This is a genomic window from Actinomadura sp. 9N407, assembly GCF_044326315.1.
Classification (GTDB): Bacteria; Actinomycetota; Actinomycetes; order Streptosporangiales; family Streptosporangiaceae; genus Spirillospora.
This window is the reverse complement of the sequence record NZ_JBIRAW010000002.1, coordinates 63,693-79,716: the sequence shown is the minus strand read 5'-3', so window position 1 is coordinate 79,716 and position 16,024 is coordinate 63,693. Positions and strand designations below refer to the sequence as shown.

General features: G+C 72.0%; 15 protein-coding genes. 14 read left to right on the top strand and 1 reads right to left on the bottom strand.

Annotated elements, in window-relative coordinates; translation table 11 throughout:
- Window positions 1–135 precede the first annotated feature (135 nt).
- The 4 genes from ACH34Q_RS03070 to ACH34Q_RS03055 all read left to right on the top strand — a co-directional run bounded on the left by ACH34Q_RS03070 (window position 136) and on the right by ACH34Q_RS03055 (window position 4,573).
- On the top strand, window positions 136–1,074 hold the full coding sequence (locus ACH34Q_RS03070) for a universal stress protein (RefSeq protein WP_395981163.1): 939 nt from the start codon (window positions 136–138) through the stop codon (window positions 1,072–1,074).
- Between the two features lie 99 nt (window positions 1,075–1,173).
- On the top strand, window positions 1,174–2,124 hold the full coding sequence (locus ACH34Q_RS03065) for an ATP-binding cassette domain-containing protein (protein WP_395981162.1): 951 nt from the start codon (window positions 1,174–1,176) through the stop codon (window positions 2,122–2,124).
- A gap of 65 nt (window positions 2,125–2,189) precedes the next feature.
- Window positions 2,190–3,401, top strand: coding sequence for an ABC transporter permease (locus ACH34Q_RS03060; RefSeq protein ID WP_395981161.1), 1,212 nt, complete (start codon window positions 2,190–2,192; stop codon window positions 3,399–3,401).
- Window positions 3,398–4,573 (top strand): ABC transporter permease, encoded by a 1,176-nt coding sequence (locus tag ACH34Q_RS03055; protein ID WP_395981160.1) that lies wholly within the window; start codon window positions 3,398–3,400, stop codon window positions 4,571–4,573. The genes ACH34Q_RS03060 and ACH34Q_RS03055 overlap by 4 nt, the downstream gene beginning before the upstream one ends.
- Here ACH34Q_RS03055 and ACH34Q_RS03050 read toward each other — a convergent pair.
- On the bottom strand, window positions 4,548–5,858 hold the full coding sequence (locus ACH34Q_RS03050) for a cytochrome P450 (protein WP_395981159.1): 1,311 nt from the start codon (window positions 5,856–5,858) through the stop codon (window positions 4,548–4,550). The two genes, ACH34Q_RS03055 and ACH34Q_RS03050, sit on opposite strands and share 26 nt — an antisense overlap.
- A 262-nt stretch (window positions 5,859–6,120) precedes the next feature.
- On the opposite strand from ACH34Q_RS03050, the gene ACH34Q_RS03045 reads away from it, so the two are divergent.
- The 10 genes from ACH34Q_RS03045 to ACH34Q_RS03000 all read left to right on the top strand — a co-directional run bounded on the left by ACH34Q_RS03045 (window position 6,121) and on the right by ACH34Q_RS03000 (window position 15,994).
- Window positions 6,121–6,774: a hypothetical protein gene (locus tag ACH34Q_RS03045; RefSeq protein WP_395981158.1), complete on the top strand. Its 654-nt coding sequence runs from the start codon at window positions 6,121–6,123 to the stop codon at window positions 6,772–6,774.
- Window positions 6,775–6,888: 114 nt separating this feature from the next.
- Entirely contained in the window at window positions 6,889–7,236 is a 348-nt protein-coding gene (locus tag ACH34Q_RS03040; protein WP_395981157.1) for an NADH-quinone oxidoreductase subunit A, read from the top strand.
- Window positions 7,227–8,576, top strand: a complete 1,350-nt coding sequence (locus ACH34Q_RS03035) for a hypothetical protein (protein ID WP_395981156.1) — start codon at window positions 7,227–7,229, stop codon at window positions 8,574–8,576. Before ACH34Q_RS03040 ends, ACH34Q_RS03035 begins: the two co-directional genes overlap by 10 nt.
- Entirely contained in the window at window positions 8,569–9,492 is a 924-nt protein-coding gene (locus ACH34Q_RS03030; protein WP_395981155.1) for an NADH-quinone oxidoreductase subunit H, read from the top strand. The genes ACH34Q_RS03035 and ACH34Q_RS03030 overlap by 8 nt, the downstream gene beginning before the upstream one ends.
- Before the next feature lie 104 nt (window positions 9,493–9,596).
- Window positions 9,597–10,148 (top strand): NADH-quinone oxidoreductase subunit J, encoded by a 552-nt coding sequence (locus ACH34Q_RS03025; protein WP_395981154.1) that lies wholly within the window; start codon window positions 9,597–9,599, stop codon window positions 10,146–10,148.
- The gene (nuoK, locus tag ACH34Q_RS03020) at window positions 10,145–10,450 is read left to right on the top strand and encodes an NADH-quinone oxidoreductase subunit NuoK (protein WP_395981153.1); all 306 of its coding nucleotides are present in this window, start codon (window positions 10,145–10,147) and stop codon (window positions 10,448–10,450) included. The genes ACH34Q_RS03025 and nuoK overlap by 4 nt, the downstream gene beginning before the upstream one ends.
- Window positions 10,447–12,324: a proton-conducting transporter membrane subunit gene (locus ACH34Q_RS03015; RefSeq protein ID WP_395981152.1), complete on the top strand. Its 1,878-nt coding sequence runs from the start codon at window positions 10,447–10,449 to the stop codon at window positions 12,322–12,324. Before nuoK ends, ACH34Q_RS03015 begins: the two co-directional genes overlap by 4 nt.
- A gap of 3 nt (window positions 12,325–12,327) precedes the next feature.
- Window positions 12,328–13,836, top strand: a complete 1,509-nt coding sequence (locus tag ACH34Q_RS03010) for a NuoM family protein (RefSeq protein ID WP_395981151.1) — start codon at window positions 12,328–12,330, stop codon at window positions 13,834–13,836.
- Between the two features lie 47 nt (window positions 13,837–13,883).
- On the top strand, window positions 13,884–15,245 hold the full coding sequence (locus ACH34Q_RS03005) for an NADH-quinone oxidoreductase subunit N (RefSeq protein ID WP_395981150.1): 1,362 nt from the start codon (window positions 13,884–13,886) through the stop codon (window positions 15,243–15,245).
- Window positions 15,246–15,256: 11 nt separating this feature from the next.
- Complete coding sequence (locus ACH34Q_RS03000; protein WP_395981149.1) at window positions 15,257–15,994, top strand: DUF2510 domain-containing protein; 738 nt, start codon at window positions 15,257–15,259, stop codon at window positions 15,992–15,994.
- Window positions 15,995–16,024 lie beyond the last annotated feature (30 nt).

Here is a 16,024-nt window from a genome sequence, read left to right as displayed (position 1 = left end):
TTCACCGCGCCCGGCGCGGCAATTCCAGTGCCTGCGACCCATAAGCGGCCAAGGCTTGGGGAGAAGGGGGAAAGGGCCGAGCAATGAGTTGTGAGCAGGGAGTTGAGCAGGGGGTTGAGCAGGGAGTTGAGCGGCATGCCTGATCCCATCGTCGCCGGCGCCGGCCGTGCGGGCAGGAATGAGATCGTGGTGGGAGCGGACGGGTCGGCGCACGGGCTGATCGCCGTCGCGTGGGCGGCCGGGGAGGCCCTGCGCCGGGACGCGGATCTGCGGATCGTGTACGCGGTGGCGCCGTGGCTGTTCGACGTTCCGGTGGATCCCCGGGTCGGCGCGATCCGGGAGTGGATGCACGACAACGGCGACGAGGTGCTCCAGCAGGCCCTCGCCCACGCCCGCGAGCGGGCTCCCGGGGTGCGGGTGTCGGGGGAGCAGGTGCCCGGGCAGCCGGCCGAGGCGCTGATCAGGGAGTCCGGCCGGGCCCTCATGATCGTCGTGGGGACGCACGGCATGGGCGGTGTGGCGGGCCTCCTGCTCGGCTCGGTGGGCCTGCAGGTCGTCGCGCACGCGTCCTGCCCCGCCGTGGCCGTACGGGAGGAGCCGCCCATGGTCGGTGAACCCGGGATAGGTGAGCCCGTGGTCGGCGAGCCCGTGGTTGGCGAGATCGTGGTCGGCGTGGACGGGTCGGAGAACAGCGTCGAGGCCACCGCGTTCGCCTTCGAGGAGGCGTCGCTGCGCGGGGCCCGGCTGCGCGCGGTGCTGGCCTGGAGCCACGGCCCGGGTGACATGCGGCCGCTGGGCTTCGATCCCGACGCGGTGCATGCCGAGGCGGAACGAGCCCTGGCGGCCTCGCTGGCGGAGTGGCGGGTCCGGTTCCCCGAGGTCGACGTGGTCCGCGACGTGGTGCGTGCCCGTCCCGTACGGGCGCTGTCCTCCGCCTCCGACGGCGCTGAGTTGCTGGTGGTGGGGACGCGCGGGCGCGGCGGATTCGCCGGCCTGGTGCTGGGCTCGGTCAGCCACGCCCTGCTGCATCACGCCCGCTGCCCGCTGGCCGTCGTACCGCACCCGCGCGCATAGCCGCTCACCGGCACGGAAAGGGACCAAAGGGCCCTAGTGGACGGGCCTTGGGCCGTCGATCATGAGACCGCATGCTTCGCTGAGCGTACGGAGGAATCGATGGCCGAACCGCCGGTGCTGCGCTGTACAGGGCTGCGCAAGAGGTTCGGTGAGCTCCAGGCGGTCGACGACCTGGCCTTCGAGATCGCCGAGGGCGAGACCTACGGGCTGCTCGGGCCCAACGGCGCGGGCAAGACCACCTCGATCTCCATGATCGCGGGGGTCCTGGCCCGGGACGCCGGCGAGATCCTGATCGACGGTACGGAGCTGACCGGTACCGGCGTGGCGCTGAAGGCGAAGATCGGGTACGTACCGCAGGAGCTGGCCATCTACCCCGATCTGACCGGCAAGGAGAACCTGTGGTTCTTCGCCCGGCTGTACGGGATGGCGCGGGGCGAGGCACGGCGGCGGGTGGCCGAGATCCTGGAGACCGTCGGGCTGACCGAGCGCGCGGGCGACCGGGCCAAGCACTACTCGGGCGGCATGAAGCGGCGGCTCAACATCGGCGTCGGGATGCTGCACGGGCCGCGGCTGCTCATCCTGGACGAGCCGACCGCCGGGGTGGACCCGCAGAGCCGCAACGCCATCCTCGAGAGCGTGGCGCGGCTGGCCGGGACGGGCATGGCCGTTCTCTACACCACCCATTACATGGAGGAGGCCGAGCGGCTCTGCGACCGCGTCGGGATCATCGACGCGGGGAGCCTCAAGGCCGAGGGGACGCAGCGCGAACTGGTCGCGCTGGTGGAGGAGCACGACCGGGTGGTGCTCGACGCGGGCGGCGACCTGGCCGCGGCGGCGTCCGCGCTGGCGGAGATCCCGGGGGTCGTCCGGGCCGACCGGCAGGACGGCGGCCTTGACCTCGCCTTGGACGACGCCCGCGACCGGCTGCCGGAGATCCTGCGGGTCGCCGCGAAGGCGGGCGCGGCCGTGCGCTCGGTGTCGGTGACCGAGCCGGACCTGGAGACGGTGTTCCTGCACCTGACCGGCAAGGCGCTGCGGGACCGGTCATGACGGCGACCCCGCCCGGGCCCGTGGACCGCAAGCCCGTGGACCGAAAGCCCGTGGTTCAAAAGCCCGTGGTCCGAAAGAAGGCATCCAGCCGGAACGCCTTCCTGCGGACGGCGTGGCTGATCACCGTCAAGGATCTGCGGCAGCGGATGCGCGATCTGTCCCTGCCGATGTACGCGCTGGTGCTGCCGCTGGCCCTGGCGTTCGTCTTCGATCTGACCATGGGCGCGGCCTCGGGCGGTGACCAGCGGTTCCGGTACGTGATCGCCGACGCCGACGGGGGCGTGGCGGCGGCACGGTTCGTGGACCAGGTGCTCAGGCCGACCGAGCGCGAGGGCGTGATCGCCCTGCGTACCGCCCGTACGCCGCAGGAGGCGCGCCGGCTGGTGGAGGACGGCGACGCGGCGGCCGCGTTCGTGATCCCCGCCGGGTTCTCCGCCGGCGTCGCGGCGGGCACGCCGGTGGAACTGCGGGTGATCGGCAGCCCGGACGCCATGATCGGGACGCAGGTGGCGCGCTCGCTCGCCACCGCCTACGCCGCCGAGGTACGGGCCGTACGGCTCGCCGTGGCGGTCGCCGCGAACGGCCGTCCTGATCCGGCGCAGGCGCGCGACCTGGCGGCACGGGCCGCCGCCGTACCCGCGCCGCTGGCCGTCCAGGACCAGGCGGCCTCGACCCGCGAACTCGGCATCGGGACCTACATGGCCGCGGGGATGGCGGTGTTCTTCCTGTTCTTCACCGTGCAGTTCGGGATCACCGGGCTGCTGGAGGAGCGATCGCAGGGCACCCTGCCACGGCTGCTCGCCGCGCCCGTCCCGCCGCTGACCGTCCTGGCAGGGAAGCTGCTCACGAGCATCCTGGTAGGGCTGGCGAGCATGGTGACGCTCGTGATCGCCACGACGTTACTGCTCGGCGCGCGCTGGGGTGATCCATGGGGCGTCGCGCTGCTGGTGGTGACGGGAGTCCTGGCCGCCACCGGGATCATGGCGCTCGCGGCGGCCCCGGCCCGCGCCCCCGAGCAGGCCCTGCAGCGGCAGACCGTCATCGCGATCACGCTGGGCGCGCTCGGCGGCGCGTTCTTCCCCATCGCGCAGGCCGGGGGCCTGGTGGCGGCGCTCGGCCTGCTCACCCCGCACCAGTGGTTCCTGCGGGGGCTGGCGGACCTGTCCGGCGGCGCGGGCGTGGCCGCCGTGCTGCCGTCCGCCGGCGTCCTGCTGCTCTTCGCGGTCGCGACCGGCGGCCCGGCCCTCGTGCTCCTCGGAAGGACGCTGCGCGCATGAAGCCGCTCGTGATCGCCGGAACCGAGCTGCGCCTGCTGCTGCGCGACCGGAGCAGCCTGTTCTTCCTGTTCCTGCTGCCGATGGGCCTGATCCTGGTGATCGGCGCGGCGGCCGGCGGCTCGTACGAGCCACGCCTCGGCGTGGTCGACCAGGACCGCGGCGCGCTGTCGGCCGCGCTGATCCGCGACCTCGGCACGATCGGCAACGTCAGGGTCGAGCGGATCGACGACGAGGCCCGGCTGCGCACCGCCGTGGAGCGCGGCGAGGTGCAGGCCGGGGTCGTGATCCCGGAGCGGTACGACGTGCTCCTGCGGGCGGGAGGCCGGGTCGACGTCGGACTCCTGGCCAGGCAGGACCAGGACGGCAGGCAACTGGGACCCGCCGTCCGGTCCGCCGTCGGGCGGCAGGGCGAGCGGCTGCGCGCGGCCCGTTTCGCGGCGAACGAGACGGGCGTGCCGTTCGATCAGGGGTTGGCGACCACGGACCGGATCGCGCCGGCCCTGCCCGGCGTGGCGGTCCGTACGGTCACCGCCGGCGAGGACCCGTTCCCCGAGACGCTGGGCCGGTTCGACATGGAGGCCGCGGGGCAGCTGCTGCTGTTCGTCTTCCTCACCTCGCTCACCGGCTCGGTCGTCCTGATCGAGGGACGCCGGCTGGGCGTGACCCGCCGGATGCTCGCCACCCCGACCCCGGTCCGCACCATCCTGTTCGGTGAGGCGCTGAGCCGGATGGGGATCGCGATGACGCAGGGCGTGTTCATCATGGTCGGGTCCGCGCTGCTGTTCGGGGTCGGCTGGGGCGACCTGCCGTCCGCGATCCTGGTCCTGCTGATGTTCTGCCTGGTCGGCAGCGGCGCGGCGATGGTCACCGGCGCCGTGCTGCGGACCGAGCAGCAGGCCGGGGGGATCGGCGTGCTGCTCGGCCTCGGCCTGGCCGCGCTCGGCGGCTCGATGGTGCCGCTGGAGGTGTTCTCGCCCGTCATGACGGCCATCGCGCACGTGACCCCGCACGCCTGGGGCAACGACGCCCTCACCGAGCTGATCCGGAACGGCGGCGGCTTGCGGGACGTCCTGCCGGAGCTGGCGGTGCTCGCCGGCTACGCCCTGGTGCTCTTCAGCGCCGGAACGTACCTGCTGCGCCGGTCCCTCATGCGCGACTCCGCCCAGGCTTGAGGGTGACGGGCAGCGATACCAGCCGCCAGGTGCCGGGGTCGGGGGCTCGCTGCGCACCCGCGGGGTCCGCGAACGCCAGGTCGGGGAAGCGGCGCAGCAGCGTCGCCAGCGCGACCTCGGTCTCGACCCGCGCCAGCGAGGCCCCGAGGCAGAAGTGCGGCCCGTGGGCGAACCCGAGGTGCCCGGCCGTCCCGGCGGCGCGCGTGACGTCGAACCGGTCGGGGTCGGTGAACGCGCGGGGGTCGCGGTTGGCGGCGGCGATCGACACGGTGACGGCCTCGCCCTTCCGTACCGGGACGCCGAACAGCTCGGTGTCCTCGAGCGCGTACCGGGGGATCGCGAGCAGCGCGGGCCCGCACCAGCGGAGCAGCTCCTCCACGGCGCGCGGCATGAGCGCGGGGTCGGCGCGCAGCGCGGCGAGCCGGCCGGGATGGGAGAGCAGGGCCTCCACCGCGTTGGCGATCAGGTTGGTCGGCGTCTGACCGGCCATCACCAGATGCCAGATCAGCGTCACGATCTCGGTGTCGGTGAGCCCTGTGTCAGTAAGCACTGTGTCGGTAAGCGCGGTGTCGGTGAGCGCAGTGTCGGTGAGCCCAGTGTCACCGGGCCCGGTGACGCTGATCCGGTCGCCGTCCTCGGCCTGGGTGGAGAGGAGGTCTGAGATCAGGTCGTCGGCGGGCTCGGCGCGGCGGCGCGCGACGGCCTCCTTGGCGCCGTTCATGATGCCCGGGATGGCGTCGGCGAACGCCTGCCCGGAGGCTCCCGCGACGGTCGCCCCGTACTCGCGCCACCGAAGGCGGTCGGCCTCGGGGATTCCGACGAGCTCGCAGATGACGTCCATCGGCAGCGGCCGGGTGAAGTGCTCCATCAGGTCCACCACGCCGCCGTCCGCGTGCCCGGGCAACTCGTCGAGCAGCCGGTCGACGAGCGGCTGGATCCGCGGCCGGAACGCGGCGGCGCGGCGGGCGGTGAACGCCGGCGCCGCCAGCTTGCGCAGCCGGGCGTGCTCGGTTCCGTTCATCTCCGACATGGTCCGCATATAGGGCAGGCAGTCCGCGGGGACGTCGGGTCGCATGAAGCTGCCGGAGGTCACCGCGAACCGCGGGTCGGCCAGCATCGCGCGGGCGTCCTCGTGCCGGGTCAGCGTCCACATCGGCGGCATGCCCGGGGCCGTGACCCGTGCGACCGGCGCGCTCTCCCGGGCGGTCCCGTACGCGGTGAAGGGATCGCGGATCACCTCGGGATCGGTCAGGTCGATCTCGGGCACGGCGGGCACGGCCGGCATGGCGCCTCCTATTTCGGATGGGATGGATAGATGTTGACAACATCTGGATGATGACAGTATCTCGATTCGATCCGGACGGCAAAGAGAGCCGCACGAGCGCGGCGACCGGACAACCACGGGCGGCGGTGGGGCGTCCAATCCTCAATGGCGGACGGCAGGGTTCGTCGCGTGACTTGAGGTTCGGAGGCCTATGCGGCAGCACGCCGACCCCGCTCACCGGATACCTCTGAGGTCCTGGCGTTTGGCGCGGAGTAAGGCGTACATGGAGATCTGGCCCGGTTGGCTCGGGCTGCGCCTGCCGTGGTACTTGGGACGGGAGATCTGGTGGGTGCCCATCGGTGAGGTCCACGTCGTGGACATGTCCTCGTGGCGCACCATCATCAAGAGTTCCGACGTGTTCGAAGACCCCGTCACGATCGCGAAGTTCATCACCACGCACGATTTCGCCCCGTCCACGCTCCTGCTGCTTTTCACCACACCGCAGCCGATGCCGCCGTTGGACATGAAGCCGCTCCTCGTGAATTTCTCGGGTTATCTGGCATCCGAACAGGTGGTGGCCGCGAACGGGGTGGACGGGGTACTGCTGCGCGCCCGGCGACCGGCCGACGCGACCCGACGGCTCGCCGCCGCCGGAGTTCCCCAGGTCCATGAACCGCGAGAATGGCAGCGCCGCTATCGCCCGCTCGTCACCGATCCGATCGAGCGGGCCACCGTCAGAGCCCGCCGGTCGCAGCGCTCCGTCGTGGCGTTCGTCGGGTTGACGCTCGCACTGTCGATCCCCCTTACAGCCGAACTGGGGCTCAGGGTCGACTTCCCGCGATGGCTGTGGGGGGTCATCGCCCTCGGCTATGGGGCCTTCTTCGTCCTGATGCTGCTGCACCGCTTCATCGATCGATCCATTACCCGGCGACGGTGAAGCCGGGCTCGTGATGCCTCCGGGCGATTCGTGATGCCCTCCGGGTGAGGGCCGCGGTCACTGCATTTGCGCGGGCCGGTCATGCTCCGTCGCGTACGGGGTAGATCACCGTGGATGCAGACGTATGTGGCGGTGCTCGCCCTGCTGGGGTTGCTGGGCGCGCTGATCTCGGCCGTCTACGCCCTCGCCGCGCTCGCCGGTGCCGGCGGGCCGCTGCCCTCCGCCCCGTACCTGTCGGGCGGCCGGCCGGCCGAGCACGCCCTGTCGCGCTACCACGTGCGCTGGTACGCGGTGACGATGGTCTTCCTGGCCTTCGACATGGAGATGATCTTCATGTATCCGTGGGCGCTGGTCGTCGCGTCGATCGGGACCAAGGCCGTCGTCGAGATGTTCCTCTTCCTCGGGCTGCTGATGGTGGGCGTCCTGTACGCCTGGCGCGAGGGGGCGTTCCGGTGGGCCTGAGCGAACGCCTGGCCCGCTATGCGGCCACCCGGCCGCGTCCCCTCGTCGTCCCTGTTCCGGGCGGTACCCGGACCCGGCTGATGGCCGAGGCCGAACTGCGGCGGCGCGGCTGGACCCCGGCGGACATGCCGATGGCCGCCGGCCTCCTGATCGTCTGCGGTGATCCCGGAACGGCCCTGGCCGAGGCCGTCGAAGCGGTGTGGGCCGACCTTCCCGGCCCCCGGATCAGGGTGCGGTTGGCGGCCCGTACCTCGGAGGACGCGGTACGGGCCGCGATGGACCAGGCGGTGACCGGGCTCGCCGACCTCACGGCTCAGCGGGACGACGCGGCGTCCCGGATCGCGGCCGGGCCCTGGCAGCCCGGCGGCGATAGCGGCGATGGTGGCGACGGTGGCGACGGCTCAGACGATGGGCACAGTGACCACGATGAGCACGACGGCCACGACGAGCACGGGAGTCATGACGAGCAAGGGGGTCACGATGAGCATGGGAGCCATGGCCGGCACGGGGAGCACGCCCATGGAGGTGGGCATGAACACCACATGATGGGTGCCCCGGCCGGGTTGGCGATGGCCGACCGTGCACCGGACCGGGACGGTCTGAAGCTCGACGTCCTGCACGTTCCGCTGGGGCCGGTCCTGCCGGACTGGCCGGCCGGGCTTCAGGTACGGGTCACGCTGCAGGGCGACGTCGTTCAGGCCGCCGAAGTCGAAGTGATGGGCGGTACGGGCGGCGCGGGTTTCTGGGACGGGCCGTGGCTGGCGGCGGCAGCGGGGGAGCAGGTGATCCGGGGCGACGCCGAGCGGCGGCGCGCGGCCTCCCACCTGGACGGTCTCGCCCGGTTCCTCGGCGTCGCGGGCTGGCGCGACCAGGCCGAACGTGCCCGGCGCTTGCGCGACGACGTGCTCGCCGGGCTGCCGGAGGGCGAGATCGTGCCCGGCTTCGCGCGCTTCGCCCGGCGTACGGCGCGTTCGCGGACGCTGCGCTGGATGATGCGAGGGGTGGGCGTCATCGACGCTGCGGCCGTGGAGCGGTACGGGCTGACGGGGCCTGCGGCGCGCCATCCCGGCGATGCGGCGGCTCGGCTCGATGGCCTCCTGGCCGAGATCGGCGAATCCTTGGCCGGACTCGGTGACCGTACGGCGCTCGACGGCGACGAGGGACCACGCGGGCCGGTGGGGCGGGCACCGAGCACGGCACTGCTGGCCGCGCTGCCCGCGTTGCTGGAGGGGACGGAGTTGTCGTCGGCGCGGCTGATCGTGGCCGGACTCGACCCGGATCTCGAGCAGATCGATCCAGGGCGGATCGGTCCAGGTCAGAGCGGGACCGTCCATGCGTGAGACTCCGGTGTGGGCCGTGGTCATGCTGCCCGTGGCGCTGGGCCTTCTCGCGTACGGGGCCGCGGCGCTCAACGCGGTGCTCCGCGCGGCCGCCGCCGGGTACCCGGGCCCGCTGCGGGCCTGGGACGAGCCGTTGCGCGGTACCGCCCGCCTGCTCGTCCAGCAGCGCAGGACGACGCTCGCGTCCGACCGGCTCCTGATGCGCACCGGTGTGATCACGCTCCCGGCCGCCGCGCTGCTGGCCGCCGTGGTGATCCCGCTGGGCACGGTGGCGGTGGCCGAGATGCAGGTCGGCGTCGTCTGGTTCAACGCGATGGAGGTCGCGGTCTGGGGGGCTGTGTGGCTGGCCGGGTGGGGACCCAATTCGGCGTACGCGCTGGTCGGCGGCTACCGGTTCCTCGCGCAGGGGCTGGCGTACGAGCTGCCGCACATGTTCGCCCTGATCACGGCGGCGCTCGGCGCGGGCTCCCTGAACATGTCGGAGGTGGCGGCGGCCCAGGACGGGCTGTGGTTCGCGGTCTGGATGCCGGTCGCCTTCGCGGTCTACCTGATCTCCGCGGCGGCGATGGCGTTCTGGGGACCGCTGGCGCATCCGGTGGCGGGCGACCTCGCGGGCGGGGCGGCCGTGGAGCTGTCGGGCCCGGACCGGCTGGTCTTCCTCGCGGGACGGTACGCGCTGCTCGCGGTGGCCGCCGCTGCGGCCGTCCCGCTCTTCCTGGGCGGTGGGGGAGGTCCGCTGCTCCCCGCGCCCGTGTGGTCGCTGGTCAAGACGCTGGCGGTGCTGGCCTTCCTGGTGTGGGCGGGGCACCGGCTGCCGGTACTGCGGATGGACCGGTTCATGGCGTTCGCCTGGATGGTGCTGATCCCGGCCACGCTGCTGCAGATGCTCGTCGTCGGTCTCGTGGTTCTGGAGTGAGGGCCGTTTGGGGTGAGAGCAGGTCTGGAGTGAGGGCGGTTCTGGAGTGAGGGCGGTTCAGGAGTGAGAGCCGTGCGGGATTGAGGCCGTTCTGGGAGGTGGTCATGCGGGACGCCGCGTTCTGGGGGCTGGCGGTGGCGGCGGTCGCCAGTGGTGTCGCGGTGTTCGTCGTCGACTCGATGGCGCGCGCCACGTTCGCGCTGCTGGCCTCGTTCCTGTGCGTGGGGCTCGTACTGCTGCTGATCGATCTGCAGTACCTCGGCGTGCTGGTGGTGCTGATGATGATCATGGAGATGCTGGTGATGGCGGTCTTCATGATCATGTACATGATGAACCCGGCCGGGCTGATGCCGATGACGATGGTGCACAACAAGCGCGCCGCGCTCGCCATCGCGGCCGGCGCCTTCGCGGTGCTGGCCGCCGGGATCGTGCTGACCCCCTGGCCGGCCCGTACCGGCGTACCGCCGCCCGACCCGGCCCGCGCGCTGGGTGAGGCGATCATGGGGCCGAAGATGCTGGTCATGATGGTGATCGGGGTGGCGATCCTGGCCACGATGATCGCCTCGGTGGTGCTGGCGACCGCGCGCGGCCGATACAGCGCTGACGGATACAGCACTGACGGATACGGCGCTGACCGGTACGGCGGTGACCGGTGACGCTGGAGACGCTCCTGCTGCTGGCCGCCGCGCTGTTCGCGGTCGGGCTGTACGGGGCGCTGTCCCAGCAGTCGATCGTGATGCTGATGATGGGCCTGGAGCTCATGGTCAACGGCCTGCTGGTCGCGGGCGCCGCGTTCTGGTTCCACGTGGCGCCGGGCAGCGCCGACGGGCAGGTCCTGGTCCTGGTCGCCGTCACCGTGATGGCGCTGGAGATGGCGATGGGCTTCGCCGTCGTCACCGCGCTGTTCCGGGCCCGTGACGTCGACACGACCGACGACGCCGGGGACCTCAAGGGATGACGGCGCTCGGCTGGGCACTGCCCGGGCTGCCGCTGGCGGCCGGGGCGCTGCTGCTGGTCGCGGGACGGCGCGCGGACCGGATCGCGCCGGCCGCCGGGGTGACGGCGGCGCTGGCGACGCTCGTGCTGGCGATCGGCGCCGCGATCGCCCGTCCGTCCGTACGGTTCCCGCTGTTCGAGGGGATGCCCGGCGGGCTGGCGGTGGACGGCCTGTCGGCCGTGCTCGTCGTGACGGTCGCCGCCGTCACGCTCGCCGTCCTGGTCTTCGCCGCCGGGGACATGCCGGCCGACGGGACACGGGGCCGCTTCTTTGGGCTGATGCTGCTGTTCGCCGCGGCGATGCTGGTCACCGTCACCGCCACGGATCTCGCGGTGCTGCTCATGGCCTGGGAGGTCATGGGCGCGATGTCGTACGCGCTGATCGGGTTCCGGTGGCGGGACGGCGGCCGGGTCCAGGCGGCGGACGTCGCGTTCCTGACGACCCGTACCGGCGACATGGGCCTCTACATCGCGGCGGGCTGCGCGGTGGCAGGGGCGAACACGCTGTCACTCGGCGCGCTGCCGGGTGCCGCGTCGCCGTGGCGGGACCTGATCGCGGCCGGGATCATCGCGGCCGCCCTCGGCAAGTCGGCCCAGTTGCCGTTCTCGTTCTGGCTTTCTCGGGCGATGGCCGGTCCCAGTTCGGTCTCGGCGCTCCTGCACTCGGCCACGATGGTGGCCGCCGGCGCGTACCTCCTGCTCCGCGTCCAGCCCCTGCTGGCCTCCACCGGCTGGGCGGGGTCCCTTGTCGCCTGGGCCGGTGCACTCACTGCCCTGTTGCTGGGCGCGGTCGCCCTCGCCCAGCGCGACCTGAAGCAACTGCTGGCCGCTTCGACGTGCGCGCAGGTCGGGTTCATGGTGCTCGCCGCCGGTACCGCCTCAATGGGGGGCGGCCCAGTGGTCAGCGGCACAGCGGCCGGCGACGCGGTGGGGGGTGGTGCCGTGGCCGGCGGGACCGCGCAATTGGTGGCGCACGCCGCCGTCAAGAGCTTGCTGTTCCTGTGTGCGGGGGCGTGGCTGACCGCGCTGGGCACCAAGGATCTCGATGGGCTGCGCGGCGCGGCGCGCCGCCATCGCCTGGTCGGGATCACGTTCGGTGTCGGAGCCTTGGCCCTCGCCGGGCTGCCGCCGTTCTCGCTGTGGGTCACCAAGGACACCATCCTGGTGGCGGCAGCCGAGAAGTCGTGGGCGCTGTACGCGGTCGGGCTCGCGGCCGCGCTGCTGTCCGCCGCCTATGCGGCGCGGGCGCTGTTCGCCGTGTGGAGGCCAGGTGGCACTGGGCGGGGAGACATCGGCCTTCTGGAGAAACTGCCGCTGCCTGTGCTCGCCACTGCCGCCGCCGTGCTCGGAGTCTTGGGCCTGCCCGCCGTCGCCGGGCCTTGGCATCGCCTTCTCGGCGTTCCGGCTGGAAGCGGACCTGGTATCGCCGAGCTGTTCGTCTCCGGTGCGCTGGCGATCGTGGTACTGATCGCGGTCATGCTCGTGCGGCGGCCGATGAGTGCGGGCGTGACGGTGCACTGGCTCTACCTGGAGCGGATGGCCGAACACGGCATCGCGCGTCCCGTCCTCGCACTTGCGCGGGGGCTGGCCTGGTTCGACGATCGCGTGGTCGACGGGACGGTACGGGCCGTCGCCGCCGGTGGCCGGCAGGCCGCGCTGATCACCGCCCGCCGCGCGGAGCTTCCGGTGGACGGGCTGGTGGACGGCACCGGCCGTGCCGCCCGGTGGCTCGGCGCGCTGGCCCGCCGCCCGCAGACCGGGCAGGTGCACACCTACTACGCGCAGGCCGCGGTGCTGCTCGTCGTCCTCGTCCTCGTCGTCGTCCTGGTCAGGTGAACGGTGCTCTCCCTGGTGATCTTCTGGCCGCTCGCGGTGGCGCTCGCCCTGCTCGCCCTGCCGCGGCTCACCGGCCGTACCGTGATCTGGATCTGGATCGCCGCCACGGCGGCCGACCTGGCGCTCGTGGTCGCGCTCTGGGTCGGGTACGGCGGTTCCGGGCCCGGCTCCGGAGGGGAGTTCGCGTACGAGACGAAGGTGCGCTGGATCCCCTCGGTCGGGGCGGGTTACCACGTCGGGGTCGACGGGCTCTCGCTGCCGCTGCTGGCGCTCACCGCCGTGCTGTTCCTGAGCTGCGCGGTCTACTCGCTGCGCCTGACCCGCCGGGTACGGGCGCTCGCCGCCCTCTTCCTCTTCCTGCAGACCGTCTGCCTGGGGGTTTTCGCCGCCCTGGACCTGCTGCTCTTCTTCGTCTTCTTCGACCTGTCGATCGTGGGCATGTACTTCGTCATCGCGGGCTGGGGGCACGGCGACCATGTCCGCTCGGCGCTGAAGTTCTTCCTCTACACGTTCCTCGGCTCGCTGGTGCTGCTGCTCGGCTTCATCGGCCTGTACCTGGGCGCCGATCCGCACACCTTCGACCTGGTCGAGCTCACCCGTACCCCGCCCCTGCGGGACGCCCCCGGCCTGGCCGGCCTGGTCCTGCTCGCGATCGGGATCGGGCTCGCGATCAAGACCCCCACCGTCCCGTTCCACACCTGGCTGCCGCCCGCGCACACCGACGCGCCCGCCGCCGGCTCGGCGATCCTGGCCGGCGTGCTGCTGAAGATGGGCACGTACGGCCTGATCCGGATCGCGATGCCGGTACTGCCCGACGCCTGGCGCCGGTACGCCTGGCTGATCATCGTCATCGGGCTGGTCAGCGTCCTGTACGGGGCGCTGGTGGCGCTCGCGCAGCGGGACCTCAAACGGCTGATCGCCTACACCTCGGTCAACCACATGGGTTACATCGTGCTGGCCGCCGGTGCCGCGGGCCTCGCCGGTGACGCCGCGGCCCGCCGGCTGGCGGTCACCGGAGCCGTCACCCAGATGGTCAGCCACGGGCTGATCACCGGTGCGCTGTTCCTGCTCGCCGGTGTCCTGTACGACCGGGCCCGCACGTACGACCTGGACCGCTTCGGCGGGATCGCGGGCACCGCCCCGGCCTTCGCCGCGCTGACCGCGATCGCGGCGTTCGCCTCGCTCGGCATCCCCGGGCTGTCGGGCTTCATCGCCGAGTTCCAGATCTTCGCCGGAGTCATCGGCTCGGGCACGCGGTTCGGCGCGATCGCGGGCGCGGTGGCGGTCCTCGGCATCCTGATCACCGCCGCGCTGTTCCTGAACGTCCTGCACCGCACGCTGCTGGGCCCGCCCGGAGAGCTCACCGGCCGGGTCACCGACGCACGCCGTCCCGAACTCGCCGCGATCGTTCCGCTGCTGGTGCTCTCCCTGGTCATCGGGATCGCTCCGCGCTTCCTGCTCGATCTGATCGAGCCGGCCTCCGCGGTTGTGATCTCTCTGGTGGGTCGATGAACAGGGCGGGCCGATGAACAGGGCGGCGAGATGAACACGGGGAGCCGATGAACGAGAACCCGGCCGATCTGCTGCCCGAGCTGTGCGCTCTGGCCGGTGCCGTGCTCGGCCTCGTGACCGGCATCTTCCTGCCCCGGACGCGCCAGTGGATCGCCACGCTCATCTGCGCCGCCGGCCTGGCCTGCGGGCTGCTCTTCGCGCTGCTCGCGCTGGGCGGCGCGGACATGATGACGTTCGAGGCGTTCATGCTCGACCCGGTCACCCATGTCACGCGGATCACCGTCCTCGGCACGTCGCTCCTGGTCCTCGCGCTGGCCGCCGGGCCCCTGCACGGGCATCAGCGCGAGACGGAGTTCTCCGTCCTGGTCGTGCTCGCCGCGCTCGGTACGATCCTGCTCGGCGCGTCCGCCGACCTGCTCGTCCTGCTGGCCGCCTACCTGCTGGCCAGCATCCCCGCGTACGCCCTCGCCGGCTTCGGCAAGGACGCCCCGGGTACCGAAGCGGCGCTGAAGTACTACCTGATGGGCGCCTTCCTGGGCATCTTCATGCTGACCGGTGTGACCCTCCTGTACGGCCTGGGCGGCGGCACCGCGTACGAGACGCTCAAGCTCTCCACCACCCCGGCCGTCACGGTCGCCGTCGTCCTGCTCCTGGCGGGACTGCTGTTCAAGGCCGGTGCCGTCCCCGCCCACTTCTGGATCCCCGACGTCACCGAGGGCGCCCCGCCGGTCGTGGCCGCGTTCGTCACCACCGTTCCCAAGATCGGCGCGTTCGCCGCCCTCTACCGGATCGGCACCGACCTGGCCCCGCCCGACTGGGCCCTGCTGATCGCCGTCGTCGCCGTCGCGACCATGACCCTCGGCAACCTCGCCGCCTTCGGCCAGGACAACGTGCGCCGCCTGCTGGCGTACTCGACCATCGCCCAGGCCGGCTACCTGCTCGTTCCCGTCGCCATGGCCGGCCGTACGGACCTGGCCGAACCCGCCCTGCTCTTCTACCTGGCCGCCTACGCCGTCACCAACCTCGGCGCGTTCGCGGTCGTGGTGGCGGTGGGCCGGGATGACCTGCCCGGCTACACCGGCCTGGCCCGCCGTTCACCACTGCCGGCCCTGGCTCTGGCCGTCTGCCTCCTGGGCCTGATCGGGACGCCACCCACTGCCGTCTTCGTCGGCAAGCTGCTGATGTTCGGCGCCGCTCTGGACGGTGATCACACGTGGCTGGCCGTCGCCGCCGCCCTCAACAGCGTTGCGAGCGTCTTCTACTACCTGCGCTGGATCGTCCCGGTTTTCAGCCGTACGCCAGGGCCGCGAACGCCCGTACAGGCAGGGCCTGCAGCCGTCGCTTACGCCGCCGCAGCGGCCTCGGTGGTTCTGGGGATTGCCAGTGGTCTGACGCTCACAGTTGGGTAGAGTCGGCTCCCATGTCCGCAGTCGGCTGGTATCCCGATCCCTATGGCGGCGGTGGTCAGCGCTGGTGGGACGGAGCGAACTGGACCCACAACGTTCACCCCGCGCAGCCGCAGCCGCAGCCCGCGCAGCCTCAGCCCCAACCGCAGGCCGCGCAGCCGCAGCAGTCGGCGCCTGCGCAGGGCGCGCCCGTCTTCCACGCCAAGGTTCATGGGCGGGACACCTACGGCGACCCGCGGATGGTCTCCTTCGACGGCGAATCGATCGAGCTGGCCCAGTGCGAATGGGTGCGCTACCACGTACGCGAGAGCCGGATGCGAGGCCCTTTCGGGATCGGCTCGTCCGGATACAGCGCGGACTGGTACTTCGAGGTCGGCCGGTACCCGGTGATGAAGGCGCCCCTGGTCGCGATGGTGTTCAACACCGGTAGCGCGAAGAAGGAGCACGAGGCCTGGACGTTCATGGTCGACCTCTCCCGCCGGTACCTGGAGCCCCGCCTGCTGTCGGAACTGGTGGCCCGGGTACGGAACGGGGAGACCGTCAACGTCGGTGACGGCGTCGACGTGGACCAGCACGGCTTCAGGGGCGGCAAGGTCTCCCTGGCCTGGCACGAGGTGGGCGCCACCAAGTCGGCCGGCGGCAGGGTCTGGATCTTCAAGCCGGGGGTCGAGAAGGCCGTCCTGTTCGTTCCCCTCCAGAACTCCAACGCCGTGCTGATCCCGCGACTCTTCTCGGCCCTCAAGCAGGGTTAGCCCTCAGCAGGGCCGGCTCGATCAGGTCGG

Excerpts from the sequence above, each read along its gene's own strand:
- ACH34Q_RS03050 (WP_395981159.1), bottom strand. The coding sequence starts at position 5,858 with ATGCCGGCCGTGCCCGCCGTGCCCGAGATCGACCTGACCGATCCCGAG.
- ACH34Q_RS03040 (WP_395981157.1), top strand. The coding sequence starts at position 6,889 with ATGCAGACGTATGTGGCGGTGCTCGCCCTGCTGGGGTTGCTGGGCGCG.
- ACH34Q_RS03000 (WP_395981149.1), top strand. The coding sequence starts at position 15,257 with ATGTCCGCAGTCGGCTGGTATCCCGATCCCTATGGCGGCGGTGGTCAG.
- ACH34Q_RS03025 (WP_395981154.1), top strand. The coding sequence starts at position 9,597 with ATGCGGGACGCCGCGTTCTGGGGGCTGGCGGTGGCGGCGGTCGCCAGT.
- ACH34Q_RS03070 (WP_395981163.1), top strand. The coding sequence starts at position 136 with ATGCCTGATCCCATCGTCGCCGGCGCCGGCCGTGCGGGCAGGAATGAG.
- ACH34Q_RS03015 (WP_395981152.1), top strand. The coding sequence starts at position 10,447 with ATGACGGCGCTCGGCTGGGCACTGCCCGGGCTGCCGCTGGCGGCCGGG.
- ACH34Q_RS03065 (WP_395981162.1), top strand. The coding sequence starts at position 1,174 with ATGGCCGAACCGCCGGTGCTGCGCTGTACAGGGCTGCGCAAGAGGTTC.
- ACH34Q_RS03005 (WP_395981150.1), top strand. The coding sequence starts at position 13,884 with ATGAACGAGAACCCGGCCGATCTGCTGCCCGAGCTGTGCGCTCTGGCC.
- ACH34Q_RS03045 (WP_395981158.1), top strand. The coding sequence starts at position 6,121 with ATGGAGATCTGGCCCGGTTGGCTCGGGCTGCGCCTGCCGTGGTACTTG.
- ACH34Q_RS03055 (WP_395981160.1), top strand. The coding sequence starts at position 3,398 with ATGAAGCCGCTCGTGATCGCCGGAACCGAGCTGCGCCTGCTGCTGCGC.
- ACH34Q_RS03030 (WP_395981155.1), top strand. The coding sequence starts at position 8,569 with ATGCGTGAGACTCCGGTGTGGGCCGTGGTCATGCTGCCCGTGGCGCTG.